This is a genomic window from Massilia sp. UYP11, assembly GCF_050434805.1.
Classification (GTDB): domain Bacteria; phylum Pseudomonadota; class Gammaproteobacteria; order Burkholderiales; family Burkholderiaceae_D; genus Telluria.
In genome coordinates this window covers 142,404-159,279 of record NZ_JBNDJE010000005.1, presented here as the reverse complement: position 1 = coordinate 159,279, position 16,876 = coordinate 142,404, and the positions used below count along the sequence as shown (strand labels likewise).

16 protein-coding genes are annotated in these 16,876 nt (G+C 59.2%); 8 read left to right on the top strand and 8 right to left on the bottom strand.

Going from position 1 to position 16,876, the window contains the following annotated elements; genetic code table 11:
- Positions 1-385: 385 nt before the first annotated feature.
- The 6 genes from ABIB38_RS11185 to ABIB38_RS11160 all read left to right on the top strand — a co-directional run bounded on the left by ABIB38_RS11185 (position 386) and on the right by ABIB38_RS11160 (position 7,618).
- On the top strand, positions 386-1,453 hold the full coding sequence (locus ABIB38_RS11185; protein WP_429203846.1) for a tyrosine-type recombinase/integrase: 1,068 nt from the start codon (positions 386-388) through the stop codon (positions 1,451-1,453).
- A 77-nt stretch (positions 1,454-1,530) separates the two neighbouring features.
- The gene (locus ABIB38_RS11180; RefSeq protein ID WP_429203845.1) at positions 1,531-1,818 is read left to right on the top strand and encodes a hypothetical protein; all 288 of its coding nucleotides are present in this window, start codon (positions 1,531-1,533) and stop codon (positions 1,816-1,818) included.
- Positions 1,819-1,821: 3 nt separating this feature from the next.
- Positions 1,822-4,824 (top strand): MobF family relaxase, encoded by a 3,003-nt coding sequence (gene mobF / locus ABIB38_RS11175; RefSeq protein ID WP_429203844.1) that lies wholly within the window; start codon positions 1,822-1,824, stop codon positions 4,822-4,824.
- Between the two features lie 90 nt (positions 4,825-4,914).
- Complete coding sequence (locus ABIB38_RS11170; RefSeq protein ID WP_429203842.1) at positions 4,915-5,751, top strand: hypothetical protein; 837 nt, start codon at positions 4,915-4,917, stop codon at positions 5,749-5,751.
- Between the two features lie 132 nt (positions 5,752-5,883).
- Positions 5,884-7,020 carry a helix-turn-helix domain-containing protein gene (locus tag ABIB38_RS11165; RefSeq protein WP_429203840.1) on the top strand — a complete coding sequence of 379 codons (1,137 nt, stop codon included), beginning with the start codon at positions 5,884-5,886 and terminating at the stop codon, positions 7,018-7,020.
- Positions 7,010-7,618, top strand: coding sequence for a hypothetical protein (locus tag ABIB38_RS11160; protein ID WP_429203838.1), 609 nt, complete (start codon positions 7,010-7,012; stop codon positions 7,616-7,618). Before ABIB38_RS11165 ends, ABIB38_RS11160 begins: the two co-directional genes overlap by 11 nt.
- Before the next feature lie 164 nt (positions 7,619-7,782).
- On the opposite strand, the gene ABIB38_RS11155 is transcribed toward ABIB38_RS11160, so the two are convergent.
- From ABIB38_RS11155 to ABIB38_RS11140, 4 genes are all read right to left on the bottom strand, one after another.
- Complete coding sequence (locus ABIB38_RS11155; protein WP_429203836.1) at positions 7,783-8,208, bottom strand: hypothetical protein; 426 nt, start codon at positions 8,206-8,208, stop codon at positions 7,783-7,785.
- Complete coding sequence (locus tag ABIB38_RS11150; RefSeq protein WP_429203834.1) at positions 8,205-8,558, bottom strand: toxin-antitoxin system TumE family protein; 354 nt, start codon at positions 8,556-8,558, stop codon at positions 8,205-8,207. Before ABIB38_RS11150 ends, ABIB38_RS11155 begins: the two co-directional genes overlap by 4 nt.
- A gap of 466 nt (positions 8,559-9,024) precedes the next feature.
- Positions 9,025-9,990, bottom strand: a complete 966-nt coding sequence (locus ABIB38_RS11145) for a hypothetical protein (protein ID WP_429203832.1) — start codon at positions 9,988-9,990, stop codon at positions 9,025-9,027.
- A gap of 73 nt (positions 9,991-10,063) precedes the next feature.
- Positions 10,064-10,363: a hypothetical protein gene (locus ABIB38_RS11140; protein ID WP_429203831.1), complete on the bottom strand. Its 300-nt coding sequence runs from the start codon at positions 10,361-10,363 to the stop codon at positions 10,064-10,066.
- Between the two features lie 179 nt (positions 10,364-10,542).
- Here ABIB38_RS11140 and ABIB38_RS11135 point away from each other — a divergent pair, with 179 nt between their 5' ends.
- Complete coding sequence (locus ABIB38_RS11135) at positions 10,543-10,950, top strand: helix-turn-helix domain-containing protein (RefSeq protein ID WP_429203830.1); 408 nt, start codon at positions 10,543-10,545, stop codon at positions 10,948-10,950.
- 154 nt (positions 10,951-11,104) lie between these two features.
- Here the strand turns inward: ABIB38_RS11135 and ABIB38_RS11130 are convergent, their stop codons facing one another.
- The 3 genes from ABIB38_RS11130 to ABIB38_RS11120 form a co-directional block, all read right to left on the bottom strand.
- The gene (locus ABIB38_RS11130) at positions 11,105-12,010 is read right to left on the bottom strand and encodes a helix-turn-helix domain-containing protein (protein ID WP_429203829.1); all 906 of its coding nucleotides are present in this window, start codon (positions 12,008-12,010) and stop codon (positions 11,105-11,107) included.
- A 226-nt stretch (positions 12,011-12,236) separates the two neighbouring features.
- Positions 12,237-13,664 (bottom strand): hypothetical protein, encoded by a 1,428-nt coding sequence (locus ABIB38_RS11125; protein WP_429203828.1) that lies wholly within the window; start codon positions 13,662-13,664, stop codon positions 12,237-12,239.
- A 424-nt stretch (positions 13,665-14,088) separates the two neighbouring features.
- Positions 14,089-14,700, bottom strand: coding sequence for a hypothetical protein (locus ABIB38_RS11120; protein ID WP_429203827.1), 612 nt, complete (start codon positions 14,698-14,700; stop codon positions 14,089-14,091).
- A 140-nt stretch (positions 14,701-14,840) separates the two neighbouring features.
- On the opposite strand from ABIB38_RS11120, the gene ABIB38_RS11115 reads away from it, so the two are divergent.
- Complete coding sequence (locus ABIB38_RS11115; protein WP_429203826.1) at positions 14,841-15,182, top strand: hypothetical protein; 342 nt, start codon at positions 14,841-14,843, stop codon at positions 15,180-15,182.
- Positions 15,183-15,207: 25 nt separating this feature from the next.
- On the opposite strand, the gene ABIB38_RS11110 is transcribed toward ABIB38_RS11115, so the two are convergent.
- Complete coding sequence (locus ABIB38_RS11110) at positions 15,208-16,770, bottom strand: tyrosine-type recombinase/integrase (RefSeq protein WP_429203825.1); 1,563 nt, start codon at positions 16,768-16,770, stop codon at positions 15,208-15,210.
- Positions 16,771-16,876 lie beyond the last annotated feature (106 nt).

Here is a 16,876-nt window from a genome sequence, read left to right as displayed (position 1 = left end):
CCGCGCGAAACGCAGCGCGTTTTCCGCAGAATGCTCGTTCTGCCAAGTAAAAAAAATCAAAAGCACATATATAGCATCATATAAAATAAAGTTATGACAGCCATAACATTAATTTTCCTATAAATTCCTCGAATAAGTCAACACACTCCTCCACCATGAATGCGAGTGCGCTTGATAGCTCTGTTCAGATAAGTAAAAAAACTAAGCCTTGTGCTAGCAGACCGTTAGCGCTTTCATTGTATTCGAGTTGGAATACGCACCGCGAATCTGAGCGCCACATTGGATCAAAAAATTTGACTGCCTTTCATCGTTTTTGTGGCGATGCAAACCCGCTTGTCAGCAAGTTGCCTCCGACTCAAAACCATTCACTTCAATCGGAGATCCCATGGGAATCAAAAAAATAATCCTTGCCAATGGCGCAATAAAATTTGCAGCAGATGCTCGAGTTCGCGGCACCCCACGACGAACCGCAACGTTTGACACCAAAGAAGACGCTGAAAAATTCATTTCAGAAATCCGAGTCGCCGCTCGCAAAGCATTGAACTCAGAAGCCAAATACAAGCTGGCTCAAGCGGCGAAAATCGGTGGCCAACGAACCTATGAACGGGCAAAACTGTCCGACGTCATCGCCGCCTTCCGTGAGTCCCCAAAATGCTCCCCCCGAGGAAAAGATGCATTAGTGCGCGCTGCTGAACTTGTTGGCGACGTGGATATCGCAAGCGCTAACGAGGACTGGGTCGAACGCTACGTGTCCCAAATGCGTCACCATGGACGCAACGGCAAACCTTACGCCTATAGCACTATCAAAGCTCATCTCATTTATTTCGAGTTGGCATGCAATTGGTGGGCGAAACAAAATCGAGTTACTCCTGCGCAAAATGAGTTTTCAACCGAATGTTTTCCCGAGCAATGGGAGGTCAAGCGGACTCGAAGAATTGAAACCGGCGAGTATGATAAAATCATAAATCGAATCGCACAAAAGGAGCACAGCGAGCACTGGAAATGCCTTATCGACCTTTGTTTGGAAACTGGCGCACGACTGCAAGAGTTGATCCTTGCCGAGTGGGGTGAAATTGGACGAGGCGATCAAATCTGGACTATCCCGCTTGGGCACACTAAAAAGCGGACGGAGCGCAAGGTTCCCCTTTCCAGCAAAGCCCGATCGATAGTTACTAAGCTGAGATTGCTGAGCAGGGATGATGAAACACGAATTTTCTGGGTTTTTCCTACGCCTCGATCGGTCTCTGTAATTTTTCGCCGGATGGCGAGGCAGGCCGGAGTTCAGAACTTCAGGTTTCACGATCTCAGGCATGAATCGATCAGCAAAATGATCATTAATTATCCAGATGTTCCCGTCAGGGCTGTGATGGAAATCGTTGGACATAAGTCCTACGATGCGTTTGTGCGATATTCTCACCTGCGAGAAGACGAACTGATTGGCCTCTTTGACTGAACTCTTCCCCGCTTCGGCGGGGTTTTCGTTCGGCGGAGCGGATCGCTCGCCAGCAATGCCTCTTCGAGGAGGCATCCATGCGCGAAGAAAAATCGGTCTCGGACATCCAGCGAAAGCGGCAGGCGTCCAAAGCGTCATACGTCAAAAGCAAAAATGACCATGAACATGCGCTGCTGAGGCTGCGCCCTGGTTCGCTCGCCAGGCTGGACGCGGCAAGGGCTCCCTTGGGACTGTCCCGATCGGCCTACGTCGAGTCCCTTCTGGAAGCCGCTTGCCAATCGCAGTCATCGCCTGCCGCGAACCTCGTCCTTACGCCGAGTTCCATCAGTGACGAGTTCGAAGCGCTTTTTGGCGGCGGCGCCTGAGCCATGCTGTCGATCACGAAGATTAACTCCGCCTCCAATCAAGCCAAGCGCGGCGACGCTGGCGGATATCTGCATTACCTGGGCGGGCCATCGACGTCCACGAAACAACGCGGCGACTTCGACGACTATGCCCGCGGCGACGCCAAGCAAGCTGGCCCCCAGCCCACTTGGGCCTGCTCCGGCGCTTCGCTGCTGGGCCTTTCCGGCGCCGCCCTGCCCGAGCAAGTGGAGCGTCTTGCCCAAGGATTTCATCCCCTCACTGGCGAAGCGCTGGTCAAGGGAGCGGGAGCCGATCATGTGATGGGATTGGATATGACGTTTTCCGCGCCGAAAGACGTCTCGGCCGTCTTCGCCGGCGCCGACTCCGCCACCCGCGACGCCGTCGCGGACGCGGTCATGCAAGCCGCCAAGACCGCCTTGTCCCACGTCGAGACGCAATGCGTCACCCGCCATGGGCGCGCCGGCGCCGAGAAGCGTTTCGCCAAGGCCACCGTGGCCGCTTGCTATCCGCACTTTGCCAGCCGCGCGGGTGAACCGCAGCTCCATGTCCACGGGTTTCTCTTCAACCTGGGCAAACGTGAAGGCCAAGATGAATGGAGCGCGTTGGAGCAGCGGGCCCAGTTCGAGCGCAAGATGAGCGTCGGCATTCTGTTCCGGACGGAGCTTGCCAGCCGCATGAAATCGCTGGGCTTTGAGGTCGAGGCTGAGGGCAAATACTTCACCTTGCGCGGCATCGATCAAGCGCAGCGCGACGCGCTGTCGTCGCGCTCAAAGCAAATCGCCGAATATGTCCGCGAGGGCGGCATGCTGGGCGTCGACGGCGCCGCCGCGCGAGAAGTCGCCGCCCTCAACACCCGCCGAGCGAAAGCGGAGCCGCCCCTGCCGGAACTTCTGGCCAGCTTCTCCGAACAGGCGGCCGCCATCGGGCTGACGCCGCAAAGCGTCGCGGCGATGAGAATGCCGCTGCCCTCGCCTGGCCTTGGCTCCGACTTGCCCAGCCTTGCCAGCGGTTCGTCTGGGTCGTCGCGCGACGCTTATCCAGCCAGTGCAACCGAGGGCCAAAGTAAGGCGCAAAGCGACGCGCGAGAGCCCTTCCAAATCGACCACCGTGACTTGATGGACCGCCTCATGGAGTCGCAGTCGTGCGCGACCTCGTCGGACGCGCTGGCCCTCATCTGCGAGATGGCCATGGGCCACTGGGACGCGGCGCAATGCGTCGCTGAACTGGACAACTTCTTGGCTTCGCCCCTCGTGGTTCAGCTGGGGCGCACCGAGCAGCTCGCGGAGGTCTTCACCTCCACCGCCACCCTCGCCGCGGAGACCGAGTGCTCGGAGGCCGTCGAGCGATGGGCCGGAGACGCTGCGCACCGTTTGAGCCGCGCCGCAATCGATCTCGAATTCGACCGGCTCGAAGCGGAGATATCCGCCAAGATCGGCGCTCCGGCTTCGCTTGTCCAGCAGCGCGCCGCGGCGCTGCATGTGGCTTGCGAGACGGGCCGTCACGCCTTCGTCGAGGGCTGGGCCGGCACGGGCAAGACGACCATGCTCAAAGCCCTTGGCGACTCGTATAAAACCTCCGGCTTCGACGTCCTGGGATGCTGCCAGTCCGCGGCCGCCAGCCAGAACCTCGCGCGCGAGACCGGCATCCGCTCGCGCACCATCGCAAGCCTCCTGCACGCCGTGAACCAAGGCAAAGCGAAGCTGAGCGACAAGACGATCATGGTGCTCGACGAGGCCGGAATGGTCGGCTCGAAGGATTTCTATCTGCTGCAGCGGGCCGTGCTCAATGCCGGCGGCAAACTGGTCGCCGTCGGCGACGCCAAACAGCTCCAACCGATCGCCGCCGGCGGCATCTTTCGAGCGCTGTGCGAGCGCCACGGCAAGATCGAGATATCGAACATCCAACGCCAGCGCACCGACTTTGCGCCCCTGCTCGATTGGCTGCGCTTGCGCGGAGATCTGACCAAGCGAGCCGCCGCCGCGCTGCGGACCTTGCCCGAGGATGCCAAGCTTGGAGCCTTGGAGTCGCTTTGCTCCATCCTGCCCAAGCTGGCCAGGGCGTTTGCCAGGTGGCGCGAGCGCTACGACCACCGTTGGCTGCGCGACGTGGTGCGCGCGTTCGCCACTGGCGAGGCCAAAGACGCGCTGTCGGCGCTCGACGAGCGTGGCCGCTTGAAGCTGATATCCGGCCACTGGGCCACGGTCGACGCGCTGATATCCGACTGGGCTGCCGACAAGGCGGCGCTGCCGTCGAAAACCATGATCGCCGGCACGCGCGCGGAGGTCCGCGAGCTCAACGCGATGGCCCGCGCGCTGCTAATATCCGCCGGCCACGTCCGCGACGGCGTGGGCTTGGATATCGAGATCATGCACCGCGACGAGACGCGAGAGTTCAAGCGCTTCGCGCCGGGCGACCGCGTGGTGTTCACCAAGAACGACAAGAATCTGGGCGTGGCCAACGGTGTCGCCGGCACGATCCTGGCGATCGAACAAGCCGCATACACCCCACTGCTGCGCGTCCAGCTCGACGACGCCAACGAGCGCGGCGAAACCATCGCCATGGTCCCGCCCTCGTTTGGCCGATTCGACCACGGATACTGCTTGACCAACCACAAGAGCCAGGGCCGCACGTTCGATGCCGCATATGTCCTCGTCAACCCGTCGATGGCCGACCGCGAGTGGACCTATGTCGCCGCCAGCCGATCGCGATTTTCGACGACGCTCTACGTCAACCGCGGCGCGCTCGCTCCGATCGACATCGACTCCCATCAGACGCCGGCGCCAGCCCCCGGCGTGGGGGATCGCTCTGCCTTGCTTGAAAAGCTCGCTTTTGGCATGTCCAAGAGCCGCGGCAAGGGGACCGCATTGGATTGGGCCGCGCAAGCCGAAAACAGCGCGTCTTCGCGCATTCCAGCGGCCAATGTCACGCCCCACGCTGCCGCGCGCTTTTTGGCAGCGCTTTCAGCCAGTGCTGCACGCGATCACGAGGCGGAGCCTGAGCGGTAAGCAATCTTGACCCTGGTTTTGGCTCGCGATGTGTTCGAGATCAGAAACGTCGAAGCCCAACTCGCCTTTTGAAGTGTTTAAGGACATGTCATGAAACAGAAACGAAGCAATCCGAGTGTGGCGCCTGTCCCGTCAACGCGCGCGGCAGCCATGGCCCCTTATGCGCCCGCGGTCGATTCCGCCTCGTGGCTGGCGGACATCGAAGCAGCGTGGGCGCGCGAGGCTGTGACGTTGCGCCTGACGGTCGAACGCAAGCGGAAGCTGCGCGCCTTGTTCGACCACGGCGAAGAAAATCTGTCGCCGACCGGGGCTTTGGATCTAGCGATTGAGCGGGCCATCGTCGCCAGCATTCTCGAGCCAGACGACGAGACCAGATGTTCGCCGGAGCGCGACGTGCCGCCCCTGGTCGACGAACTCCGGAACGCGACCCAAGTTTTCGCCAGCGCTTCGGAAGACTGGGCCAGCATCCGGGCGCAGCTCGCGGGCGTAGCCGCCGACTGCGCGGAGCTTCGGTCGGCCATCTCTTCGGCTGCCATGTTGCGCGACGGCGTCCCGGCCATTGAGCTGGACGCTCCGATGCCCCTAAAATCTTGGCTCGATCGCCAAGCTGAGCCATGGCGCGCATGGGTGCTCGCCAAAGCCAGGTGGATCGCCAAAAGGTCGGCTGGCTTGGCCTCAAAGGCCGCCATGTGGGAATTTGAGATTCAACGGGTGGACGACTCCGGCGGCTCGAAGCAGCCTCAGCCCTCGCCCACCACGGTTTACGTCGGGCCGGCTCCAAACCATGCGCCAATTTCGCAAATCGAAATGGGCGAAGTTCTCATTCTCGTTTGCAGCCGATCTCGCGAGGGCTGGGCCATTTCGGCGCGAGCAATCCATGACGGCGCGAAGGTGGGCGAGGTTCTTGCGACGTTCACACTGGAATAACGATCGAGAATTTTATGTCGCGCGGCTGCGCGATATCCGCGCGAAGAATGCGGCATGTCCCGTTCTAAAAAAGAGACATCAGTTTCAACTCAAAATTGACCATTGACACTTTAATATCTAAAATTGCTCGGTATGAGCCTGAATCTCGCAATCTTAGGTAGCAAGGTCGCCGCATATCGCCAGCAGCTCAGCGATACCGTCGACGAAGTCGCCATCGCTACGGGAGTCGCTGGCGAGCGGATCGCGGCCATCGAGGCGGGCAAGTGCGAGCCTACCGGCGATGAGATTCTCATCCTGAGCGACTACTTTCGGTGCGACTACAAAGTCTTTCTCTCCAACGACGCAGCAGCGGGTTCTCCGCCGGCGCAAGCTCTGTATCGCGCCAAGAATGAGGACTTCAACAAAGACGATCGCCGCGCTATCTGCGACTTTCTCTACTTGTGCGAAACTGAGCATGAGTTGGCCAATGAGCTTGGTAGGCTCCCCAAGCCATTCGAGCTCCCCCCTGCCACCCACGTCAAACGCTCCGCCGCCGAAGGCGTCGCCGCCGTGCGCGCCCACCTTGGCCACCGGGGACAAGAGCTCCCTTATGACGTGTTTGGCGACTGCCGGCGACTCGGCATTCATGTTTTCCGTAGGCGCCTAGGCGACTCCAACATTTCTGGCCTGTTCATTGTCCATCCGGTGGCTGGAAAGTGCGTGTTGGTGAACTCCAGCGAGGACATGTATCGTCAACGATTTAGCGCGGCTCACGAGTTAGCCCATGCGCTGTTCGACGCCGGCACTGTCGCGCGCGTCTCCTTGCGCTCGGAAGGATCTAATCCACTGGAGCGGCATGCAAACGCCTTCGCTTCCGAATACCTCATGCCTACTCATCTTCTTCGACAGCTTCCCAAATTGTCCGCATTGAGCGATGACGAGATCAAGCGGTGGGCCAACCATTTCAAGGTAAGCTGCGACGCGCTCGGTGTGGCGGCGCAAAGAGCCCGAATCGTGGACAACCAGCAGAGCCGTCGCATTCGCGACCTTCGGGTCGCGGCGGCCGACAAAGTCGATCCTGAGATCCCAGCGTCATTGAGCGAAACGCAGCGTCGGCAAAAGTCCACGCTGCTTGACTTGGGGCTATCGGATCACTATGTCGCGCTGTGCTTCGACGCCCATCGGAATGGATTGATCAGCGCGGGACGGTTGGCCGAGGCCCTGCTCCTCAGCCATGGCGAGCTTCAAGAAGTCGCGGCGCTTTATGGAAGATCGTTGAATGGCCATTGATCCATCCAATTTTCACCGCGTGAACGTCGCCGACACGTGCGCGGTTTGGAACATCCTGTCATCGGAAACTTTGCACTTGGCCGCCAAGAAAGCTGGCTGCTCTTTTTGCGTCACCGGCGTCGTGCAGTATGAGCTTTTGGTCAAACCTCGGTCTCAGCGCAAAGCTTGCGACGTTGAGCTGCGCGCTCGTCTCGAACGAGAGCAGGCGGCGGGAGGATTCCCTAGCCACGCTTGCACACTTGATGACCTTCGCATGGTGAGCGCGTTGGAAGAGCGCAAAAAGCTTGGCAAGGGGGAGCTATCCTCGATCGCGCTGGCCATGAGGCTCTATCAGGCTGTTATCACCGATGACCGTAAAGCAGCCAAACTGTCCCGAGAAGCGGGCCACAATCTTACCCAAACCACGCCCCATCTGCTCTCCTGGTTGGAATTCAATGACGCGCTGTCCGAGGCGGACAAGCAATCAGTCATGCAGCAGCATGCCGAATTGAACGGCACATTGGTCAGGCCGTTCCACGACGCGCTGGATATGGCGCGCCAGTGCAAAGCAAACGCGGGAAGCGCGGCTGCGCCGCCGAAGGCGACTACTCCAGCCTAATAGGCTGGGCACCGCGCCCGCGCCGCACAGCAAACAGGCACGCCAACTCTACGGAGTTCCAATGTCGAATAAGTCGGTCTTTGATTCTGATCAAAGAAGCAAACGCAAACGTAGTGGGCGACGACATTGGTCTGTGCAAGCCGCTCCCTTGAAAGGGCTAAGTTTTAGCCAATCAAACTAGCGTTGATTGATATCGCCTCGGCAACTGGGATCACGATTTTCTTTCGTCCATGCCCAGCGTTGCTCACTTCCTCAACTTTGACCAAACCCAGCTTTTTCAATCGCCCAATATCTTTGGACACGGCGCTATGCTCTCGACTGACGGCATTGGCCAGTTCCGAGATTGAGTGCGTCTTCTTGAACGCCAAGCGCAAGAGCTCAAAACGCTTTGGCGTCAATTCAGAAATGAAAGTCGCGAATTCCACGCTATTGAAAGTGACGGCATAGGGCAAGCTGGGCGCGCTGGCGTCCAGCGCCTTCGCCACCTCTATCCCTTTCCGTGTCAGGTCTTGGAGTTCGGGATCATTTAAAAAGTCATCTCGCGTAATTTTCTCGCTTGAAAAGTCATCTCGCGTAGTTTTCTCGCTCATGGTAATTTTCCTCCATTCACATGCCGCATGGCGACGTTCATCCATTCTTCCTGAAATTTCTTGTAGAGTTCTTCATAGCTCGTGAACTCCTCAGGAGTGATCGTGCCGAAATAGTGTTTATGCGAGTGACCGTGGCTGTTGTCATACCCCAAGACCCTTCCATTGTCGCCAGCGTGAATGACGGGGTTGATGTATGCCAGCGCGTAGTGGACAACTTCTCTCGACGGCAATTTTCTGACAACCAATTCTTTGAGGACCCCTCCGCCCAACTTGCCTTTGATTTGAACGTCATCAGGCGCATAGCGCTCTAACTTGGACACCGACAGTGACTTTTTCCCCTTTCCAGCCATGATCCCTCACTTCCTACCTGTTGTCAACCTGTGCTTCCCGATCGCCAGATGAAGGGCGAGGCGGCTGATCTTCCTTGGCAAGCACAACATGCGTTCAAGCCCTGATATCTCAAGGCACTACGATGACTAAAAACGTTATCAATCATACACCTTGACATCATGGTTAACCAGCGCGAGTCCAATCGCGCACCGCGCCCGCACCGCGGAAAGGTGCGTCAGGTGTATATCAAAAAAACGTATGAACAACCGCTAGCCATCGCGTCGCCCCGCGTCGCAGGCATGCCGACTACACGGCCCTGAGGCTCTGTGGGCTGCGTTGCAGCGCTTCGCCGATGGCCCGGGCTTGCCTCCCCACCTTTCGGCCGCGGATCAAACGGCAGATGCCCATGCAAGACGCCACGCCCGATCCAAGCCGCTGCCTCGACCGTGACCCGCTAGCGACGGAGCGCCACCGGCCGCTTCGCCCCTAAACGCCAGCTCTCGCCTTCTCGTCGAGCAAAAATTTGTCGACGGAGACGGTCTCGGCTTTGGCGAGCAAGCTGGATTTGAAAACGGCTTCAAGCGCAGCGATCTTCGGCGTTGCCGAGCTCTCCCATTGCGCCAGCAACTTGGCAGAGACATCCTTGGGAAGGGGGCCAAGCTCCACCGAGATATTGCGCGCGCCAGGCGTTCGCTCAACGCGACCGTGATAGCGCAGAGAGCCATCGCCCCATCTCAACACGTAGTCTTGCGCGACCCTCCACTCGGTCGAGCGATGGTCGATGACGACGCGCATTTCGCCGGTTGCGTATTCGATCGAATGCCCCGGCTGGGGCACTGGCATGGAAATGGATTCTCCGCTGTAGGTCCTGCCGTAGACGTTGACCAGCGTGCCGCGATGTTCTGTTTTCACGACTTTGCTGAACGCCACGGAACATTCCAGCAAGGGGCGGATCAGAGTCACTGGCCCCTCGTTGAAGCTCGAGGAGGCGTCGGACCAGTGCGCGCGTCTGGCGCGAACCCGCAATTCGCCAGCGGTCAAATCCACCGCGATCTCCAAACCATCCGCCGTGAACGTCCAGTCCGCCATGCGGCCGCTTGTGTCGCGCAGCACCGACTCTCCCTTGCTAAACCCCATGTCGCGACGGCCCCGACTCCATCCGTCTGCGGCTGCGACTGCGATCAGCGGTCCCCAGGCTGCGAGAAGATAAGCCATCCCCCCCGCTGGGGGATAGCGTCCAAGCAGATAAAAGGACCCGAGGAATCCCCAGAAAAAGCATAGGAGCTTCAAGCTCCCCAGCGGAAATAAAATTGGACCGAATCCCACCGCGGCGATAAAGACCACTCTCGACACCAGGACGTTTCCAAACAGGCCCAAAAAGACCTCGCCGACGGCGCTCAACGACACCGCCGTGATCAGGCATCCCCAGACAACTCGAAGCAACAAAGCCATATGCTCTTCTCCATGTGGCCGTCGACCGGCGTAGACTGATGTCATGTCTTGGCCGATCGACGGTCGGTCCTGTTCAGTTGGCGACTGACCAGCCGGCGTCGGTTTTCACGAAGCGAGCATTCGCCACGGCGCCTTGGGCAGTCGAGACGTCGCAATCGAAGCCTCCACGCTCGGCTTTCTCGCAACCGACGAGCTTGACCTTGGCGATCGTCTCTTTGTAATCCGGCGCGACCATCCTGACGCCACTGGCTTCGGCTTGTTTGATCATCGCGTCGCGCACATCCGACTCGCTCGGTCCGCCACTGCAGGCCGCCAAAGCGATCGCGGTTGCGGCGATAAAAGCTGCGCGAACGCAGACCATGGATGCATCCATTTCTTCTCCTTAGTTGTGTGGTTTGGATATCTGACGCGCCCGCCTTTGGGACGCTCCGCTCGCAGACGCGCGAATCGGTGAAGTGAAAACGAATATTAAACTAATTTGGTTGACAGTCAACTTTTAAAGTCCTTCAAAGCGCAGCGTCGACACTCGACCATTGAAGTCGAGGAGGCTTCATGCAACATTCAATTCACACCCAGCCCAGCGACGCCCCGTCCAGCAACGTCCTGGGCATTCGCAAAACGATCGGCTTGGCCATTTCCAACGCTCGACAAAACGCCGGACTTACCCAAGAAGATGTCGCCGAACGCTTGGGCATCGGCCCCGAGGCGGTGTCGCGCTTGGAGCGTGGCATCGGCTCGATCACCGCAGAGCGCTTAGTCGTCCTCGCGGACATGTTCGGTTGCCGCTCCGACCAACTCCTTCTCGGATCAAGCTCCCGCCAAGATGATCAGGCCGCCGCCATCGCTCAGCTTCTTGATGGCTTGGCGCCGGCAGACCGCGCGTTCGCGCTCGAAAACGTCGAGCGCCTGACGGAGTTCTTGCGCTCGAAGCCTTCGGGATCAAAAGGCCGCCGCCCGTAAGTGCGCGCGCGCCCGCCCATCTCGACGCATGATCGAGACGTTATCGAAAGTTGACGGAAAAGAATTGAATTGGCGCGACAGATCTTCAAAAGATCGCGCTTCAATGCGCTGTGGCGTTTGGCGACCGCGCCGCCGCGATCCAGGCTAGAACGCGCTAGATCTCTCTTTCAGCATGCAGAGATTCTTGCGGCCTCCGGTATGGCAATCGGGACGGGGAGACGCTGAGCTTTTCGTCATGGCGCGCGATGGCGATGAGCATCGACGGCGTCATGCCACACGCGGTTCGAAACGATCGGCTCATGTGCGCCAAGTCCGAGAAGCCGCAGTCGAGCGCGATCGCGGTCGCGCTATCGCCCGAGAACAGGCCCGCGGTGGCCCGCAGCATGCGGTCGGCTTGCCGAAGCGACTGCGCGGTGAGGCCGACTTCTTTCAGGCGCCGCTCCATCGTGCGCTTTTGGCATCCGAGTTTGCGAGGGAGATCCGCCACGGGAGCGAGCCAGTCGTCTTCGATGGCGCGCGAGACGTCGGCCGCCACGCCATGGCCGCGGCCAAGGAACTCCGCCAAGCGCGACAGCGACGTCGGGCGATACATCCGCTGCCCCTCGCTTTGCACATGCTCGAGAACCGAGCCCATGACGCTGAGGGTTGCCGTCCTGCAGGGCTGGGGGTCGTCGCTGTCGGCTACCATCGCGCGGCTCGCCGCCAAGCTGCCCACGCCCCGAAGGGAGGGATTGGCTAGCGTGACGCTGGTGCGCACGCCCAGGTTGGCGGCGGCGTTGTAGGCGTTATAAGCCATCAATGCGCTGGCGGGATGACGCAGCCCGGAGATGAACGAAATCGCTGGGTTGACGTCGGTTTCCAGAAAGTCGTCGACCAGCCGCGCGACGCCCTCTTCTCCAATGCCTTCGCGAGCCCGCTGCCGGCCGGCCGCGTGATAGCGGGAATAGGCTAGGTGGCCGTGGATGGCATGGTGAACGGCGACTGCGAAGCGGCGGTCCTCGGTCCAACCGCGCCTCGCTTCCAGGGCATGGACGACAGTGTGATACGCGAACGGCTCCATGCGAACTTTCTGCCCAACCGGGCGGGCGCTCCGCGAAAACGGCGGCGCAGATCACAAAAAAAGCGCCGCGACATATTCGCGGCGCCCACCTTTGCTGATATCCAAAACTGCGGATCGGCCGTCGCGATTCGTCTCGCGTCTGGCGCGCGCAATCTTCGCACATGTCGACATTGATCGCTTGAATCTGCGCGACAACGCACGCTATATGCTTCCAAGTGCAATGTCTTTATTTGGTTTGGCCTGTCGGGACGAGCACTGCGTTGACCGACACCGGGGCAATCAACGTTTGGGCTGCCTCCGGCGCTGTCGCTTTGGGCTCAGGCGCCGCGGCGATCTCGGCGACAACCTCGTTGGCCCTGACCTCCTGAGCCTGTTTCGTTTCAAGGTTCTTGGTGAGCTCTTCGAGGTTTTTCGCAGGCTTGTTGCCGCGCGCAGCGCTGGCGGACGCATTGGCTGAAAGTTGCTCAACCAAAGCGGGAGTCAAAGCTTGCGTAGTGGGCCGAGCGAAAAAATCTTTGAGCTCGGGCGTGTTAGCGACCCTCGCCGCCTCGACCGCAGGCAGCGCCTTTTGCGCGCTCACCACGCTTTGGACGACGGCCTTGGCCGCTGCTTCTTTTTGCGCGGCGATTTCCTGTTGCTCTCGATCCGCTGTGCGCTGGGCAGCCAGCTTGTCCGCTTTGTAACGGTCGCCAAAATTTCGGAGGATCGCAATGTCTTGAAGCATCTCCTTCCGTCGCGGCTCGTCCTTAACTGAAAAATCTTCAAACAGCTTTTTCGAGTTCGGCGAAATCATTGATTCGATGAACGTGGAATCCCCAAGTTGGACGATTTTCCCCAGATATAGCTGATAGAGCTCGTCGTCATTTAGGCGCTGCGCCTTTTCGCCGTAGATATCCACCGACAGCTTCGATGCCAGCACGTCCGCTTGAGCCTTTGCGATCTCCCCAGCGAGCGTCGTGTCCGCGGGCTGATATTTGACCGCAGCCAAGCTCGTTTTCAACAGATTCTTGACTGCATGAGGCGAACAATCGCGATGGTAGGCGAGCAGCTGTCCTTTGGCATCGTCATAGTTTGTAGTCCTTGGAATGTAGCTCCTGATGGTAGCGGCGGTAATCTTGCGCCCCTCGTTGAGCTTTGCTTCGATGTCGGATATTGTGCCGAGGATCACCTCGTTTTTGAAGGAATCGATGGAGGCATTGCCAGCCGCAATCGCCAATGAACCCCGCGCGAGCGAACTTGGGTTGGCCCCATTGATTCCAGAAATCCCCAAGATCAAGTTGCCGACAATGTTGAGCACATCCTTGGCGAAGCCGGCGTCGCGGTCAGCCCTACCCAGCGTGTCCAACCAATGCTCGCAAGCCAAGTTTGACAGAATGATGCCGGAGCGGAGGTAATCGGCAATGTCTGCTGGCCTACCTTGTCCTTCAGCAGCTCTATCAAACTTATTGAACCGCTCGATGGCTTCATCGATTTTGTGAATCGGCTGGTCGGGCTGATATGAGCGTCTCCAGAAGCCATCCGAACCATGTGCGGGCGAGACGGCGCAAGCTACAAACGCGACAGCTGCCCCAACGAATTTCAATCTCAGGCGCATTTTTTCCCCTCGTTTTGATTTGGCTTGGCCGCTGCTGGTGATCGCATGAGCAACATGCACGCAGCCCCGCTCCGCGTTGCGCGGATACGAATCATCTTACAAGGAGAAATTTGCTCTTGAGTTTGTTATCTTTTAAATATTTTACGCGTGTTGTATATATGTAACCATATGTTACCAAAAGCCGTAAGATCGCGTATTGATCTAGATCAGGGTATCAACGCGTTTGGGAGCGCCGACTACAAGATCCGATTGCCCAAACAGCACCGGGCGTCCAAGGGTATGCTTCCTAGCCTTGGCCAAATTTGCCACCGTTACTGGTCTGCGCAGTCACTGGCACGTATGGATGATTTTGATCCCCCTCTCAGCATCCGCACGGCGGTGAGAATAGCGTCGCTTGAATCCAATGGCGCTTGGACTTCCATCTCTCTGGCAACTGGGAGATGCTCCAATGGCCCGTCTCTGAACTGTGGACTGCCAGCCCTTATCAGGCTGTTTGTGGCGCCACGTTAGGCGCGCCGACAGCTGAGGCAATTTCGCTCGCATCGAAGCCGGCCGCGATTTTGTTGAGCTCTTGCTGCAAGATGTTAATGAGGCCGCCGCCGAACGCGCGATGCTCCGCGATGTTGCCCCACGCCCGGCCCGCCGCGTCAGCGGGGCGCATCCACTCGATGTTGAACACGCCAAGACGTTCGATGACCGTCGAGACCGAGGCGGCCTCCACCATTCCGACGACTTGGCCATGCGCGTCGACCCAAAAGGCCTCGGGCTGCCCCAAGTCGCCCAGTGTCGTGAATAGCTGCCCCTTGCGGACCGCGGCTTCAACGGTCGAGCTAATCTTGTTCGCCCGCTGCCACGCCAAAAGGTCGGCCTTCTCGTAGAGGCATTTCTGATTCGCTCCTCGCGAACCTTTGACGCCAGCCTGGATGTAAGTCGGACCAGTTCCGGTGGTTCGCATGGCTTCAAGAGCGCTCACTGAGCTGCGCAGAAACACCGCCGCTTCACTCGTGGTCAACGCCACTGCGTCGGGCAGCGCATGTAGGCGGGCCAAGACGTCAAGCTGCGCCAGTGGTTCATTTGGATCGATCAGTTTTGGCATGTCGAGATAGGAGGACGAATTATTTCAACTCTAGCATGGCGTGTCGTCGACCCTGAATGCCTTATCGTTCCGGCACGCCCGCATTGCACGCAGGCTTCATCATATATACTGTATATTTATACAGTATCAGTCCGACAATCATGTCCATCAAAATGCTCAAGCTGCGGGCGCGCGGTGTTGAGGTGCCCAAGCGTTCGCTGCACGACCGATTCAACATCGCGCGCGCCGGATCTCTCGAAGTTCTCGACACGACGAGTCAAGGCCTGCATCGCATGGCGAAGGTCGCCAGATTCACCTACCGTGATTTCAACCGCGCAGGGGATGAGCTCTACGATCCACACCTGCTCTGGTGGAACGGCGGACGCTTCGTCCTTAGCGGCTTTGAGCGGATCAAAAACGAGAGCCTTGAAGTCGTGGACTTCGCGCAATCTTGGCTTTGCTTCCACGACACCGAGCCTCCCACGGTGCCGGAAGGCCGCTGATGGCTCACTGATCAAGTGTCACGGGTCACACAACGTGTCCCAAGTCGCTTTCCTCGGCGATGGGACTCGTTTTACGAGGCCGGCCAGAACGCGCTTTCGCGGCTCGACTTACGTGAGGCTCCGGCGCTGCGAGCATCGGCCAGTCTACCGGTTTGAGCGCGTTGTAGACGTTTGGCGCCTTCGCCAAAATCTCCTGCTCAATGCGCGTCATCCACTCCCTCAACATTGCCCATTCAGCGCGGGTGTAGGTGTCCGTAACGCTGGCGTCGCTGTGATTGAAGAACCGCTTTCGCACGCCTTCGGGCACGTCTAGCGTTGTCATCATCGCGCCGAAAGAGCGGCGCAAATCGTGCCGGGTCAGCTTCTCGATTCCGGCCTCATCGCGCAGCGCGTCTAGCAGTGTGGTCGCGTCTGAATAGTGCCCGCTCTTGGACTGTTTGCTGCGCGCAGGGAAGACGAAGCCGCGCGACTTGGCGTCAAAGCCGCGACGCGCGCTTTCCTCCGCCGCTGACGCCTGGCGGCGGCGCAGCAGCTCAGTCGCCATTGGCCCCAACGGCAAGCGATGATTGCGGCCGTTCTTCGTGCGAGCGAAGAAGACATGCGCGCCATAGTCGTCGCCGCCGTCCAAAACCACATGGCTGGCCACGCGGCGCTCGTCGCGCGAGAGCAGCTCGCCCCACCGGCATGGCGCATGCTCAGATTTGCGACATCCCCACAGCAACATCAGCATCAGATAATGCACGCCGGTCTCGTTATCATTCACAGCACGCTTCGCCCACGCGACTTCAAGAAACTGTCCAATGGTTTTGGAGGGCGTCAACGGATTGCGCTTGCCCTTTTCCTCGCGGTCGCGCTCGACTTGCTCGCGCGAGCGGAACATCTTGTTGAGCGTCAGGACCATGAACGGATTGGCGCGCAGCAGCGGCTCTCGGCCAGCAGAAGCGGCATCCAGCTCTTCCATGCCCATGGACCAGCGCACTGCCGCCATCCCCCATCGGAATGCTTGCTCGTTGGCGGTGGGGTGGGCCGACTTGCTCTGCTCAAAACGCTGCTGGATCTCTTCGGGCGTTAGGTCCTTGATGCGCTTGGCCATCCACTTCCAGCTGTCGAATTTGCGAGCGGCGCGGTCGGCGACGCGCAGCGTCTCCTTGGTCGCTGGCCTCTGCGTTCGAGTAGCGAGGTGATGCCGGTATTTTTCAAAGGCCTCGCCAAGTGTCAGCTCCGCCGCGGAGCGCTTGCGCGCGGTCTCGTTCGGATTGGCCCTGGTCTCGACGATTTCCAGAGCCATTTTGGCAGCCTTGGCGCGTGCATTCGACAGCGCGCTTTTGGTGTCGGCCAAGAAATCAGCGACGTTGCCGACGGTCGGCATGAAGGACTTGCCGTGAACTTTGCGGCGGATGACGAACGTCTTCTTCTTCGCGACGCGCACGCCAAATCCTGGCGGCGCCTCCTGGCTCGCGTCGTAGATGATGTAGTCTTTGCCGGAAGGGTTTGGCCCGAACACCAAGTCCCCTTTCGCGTCGACGCCCACTGGCTTGGAGTCCAGTCTCAGCCGCTTGATGAGGGCCATCGTCAATTCCGTTTTCATCCCGTTCCTCGAAGAAAGCAGTCGCCCGGCAACGGGGACTGAGCAAAAAGATTCACGTATAATTCTGTCCTCGTTCTCGCTGGCCGCCAAGGGGACCGTGAAACTG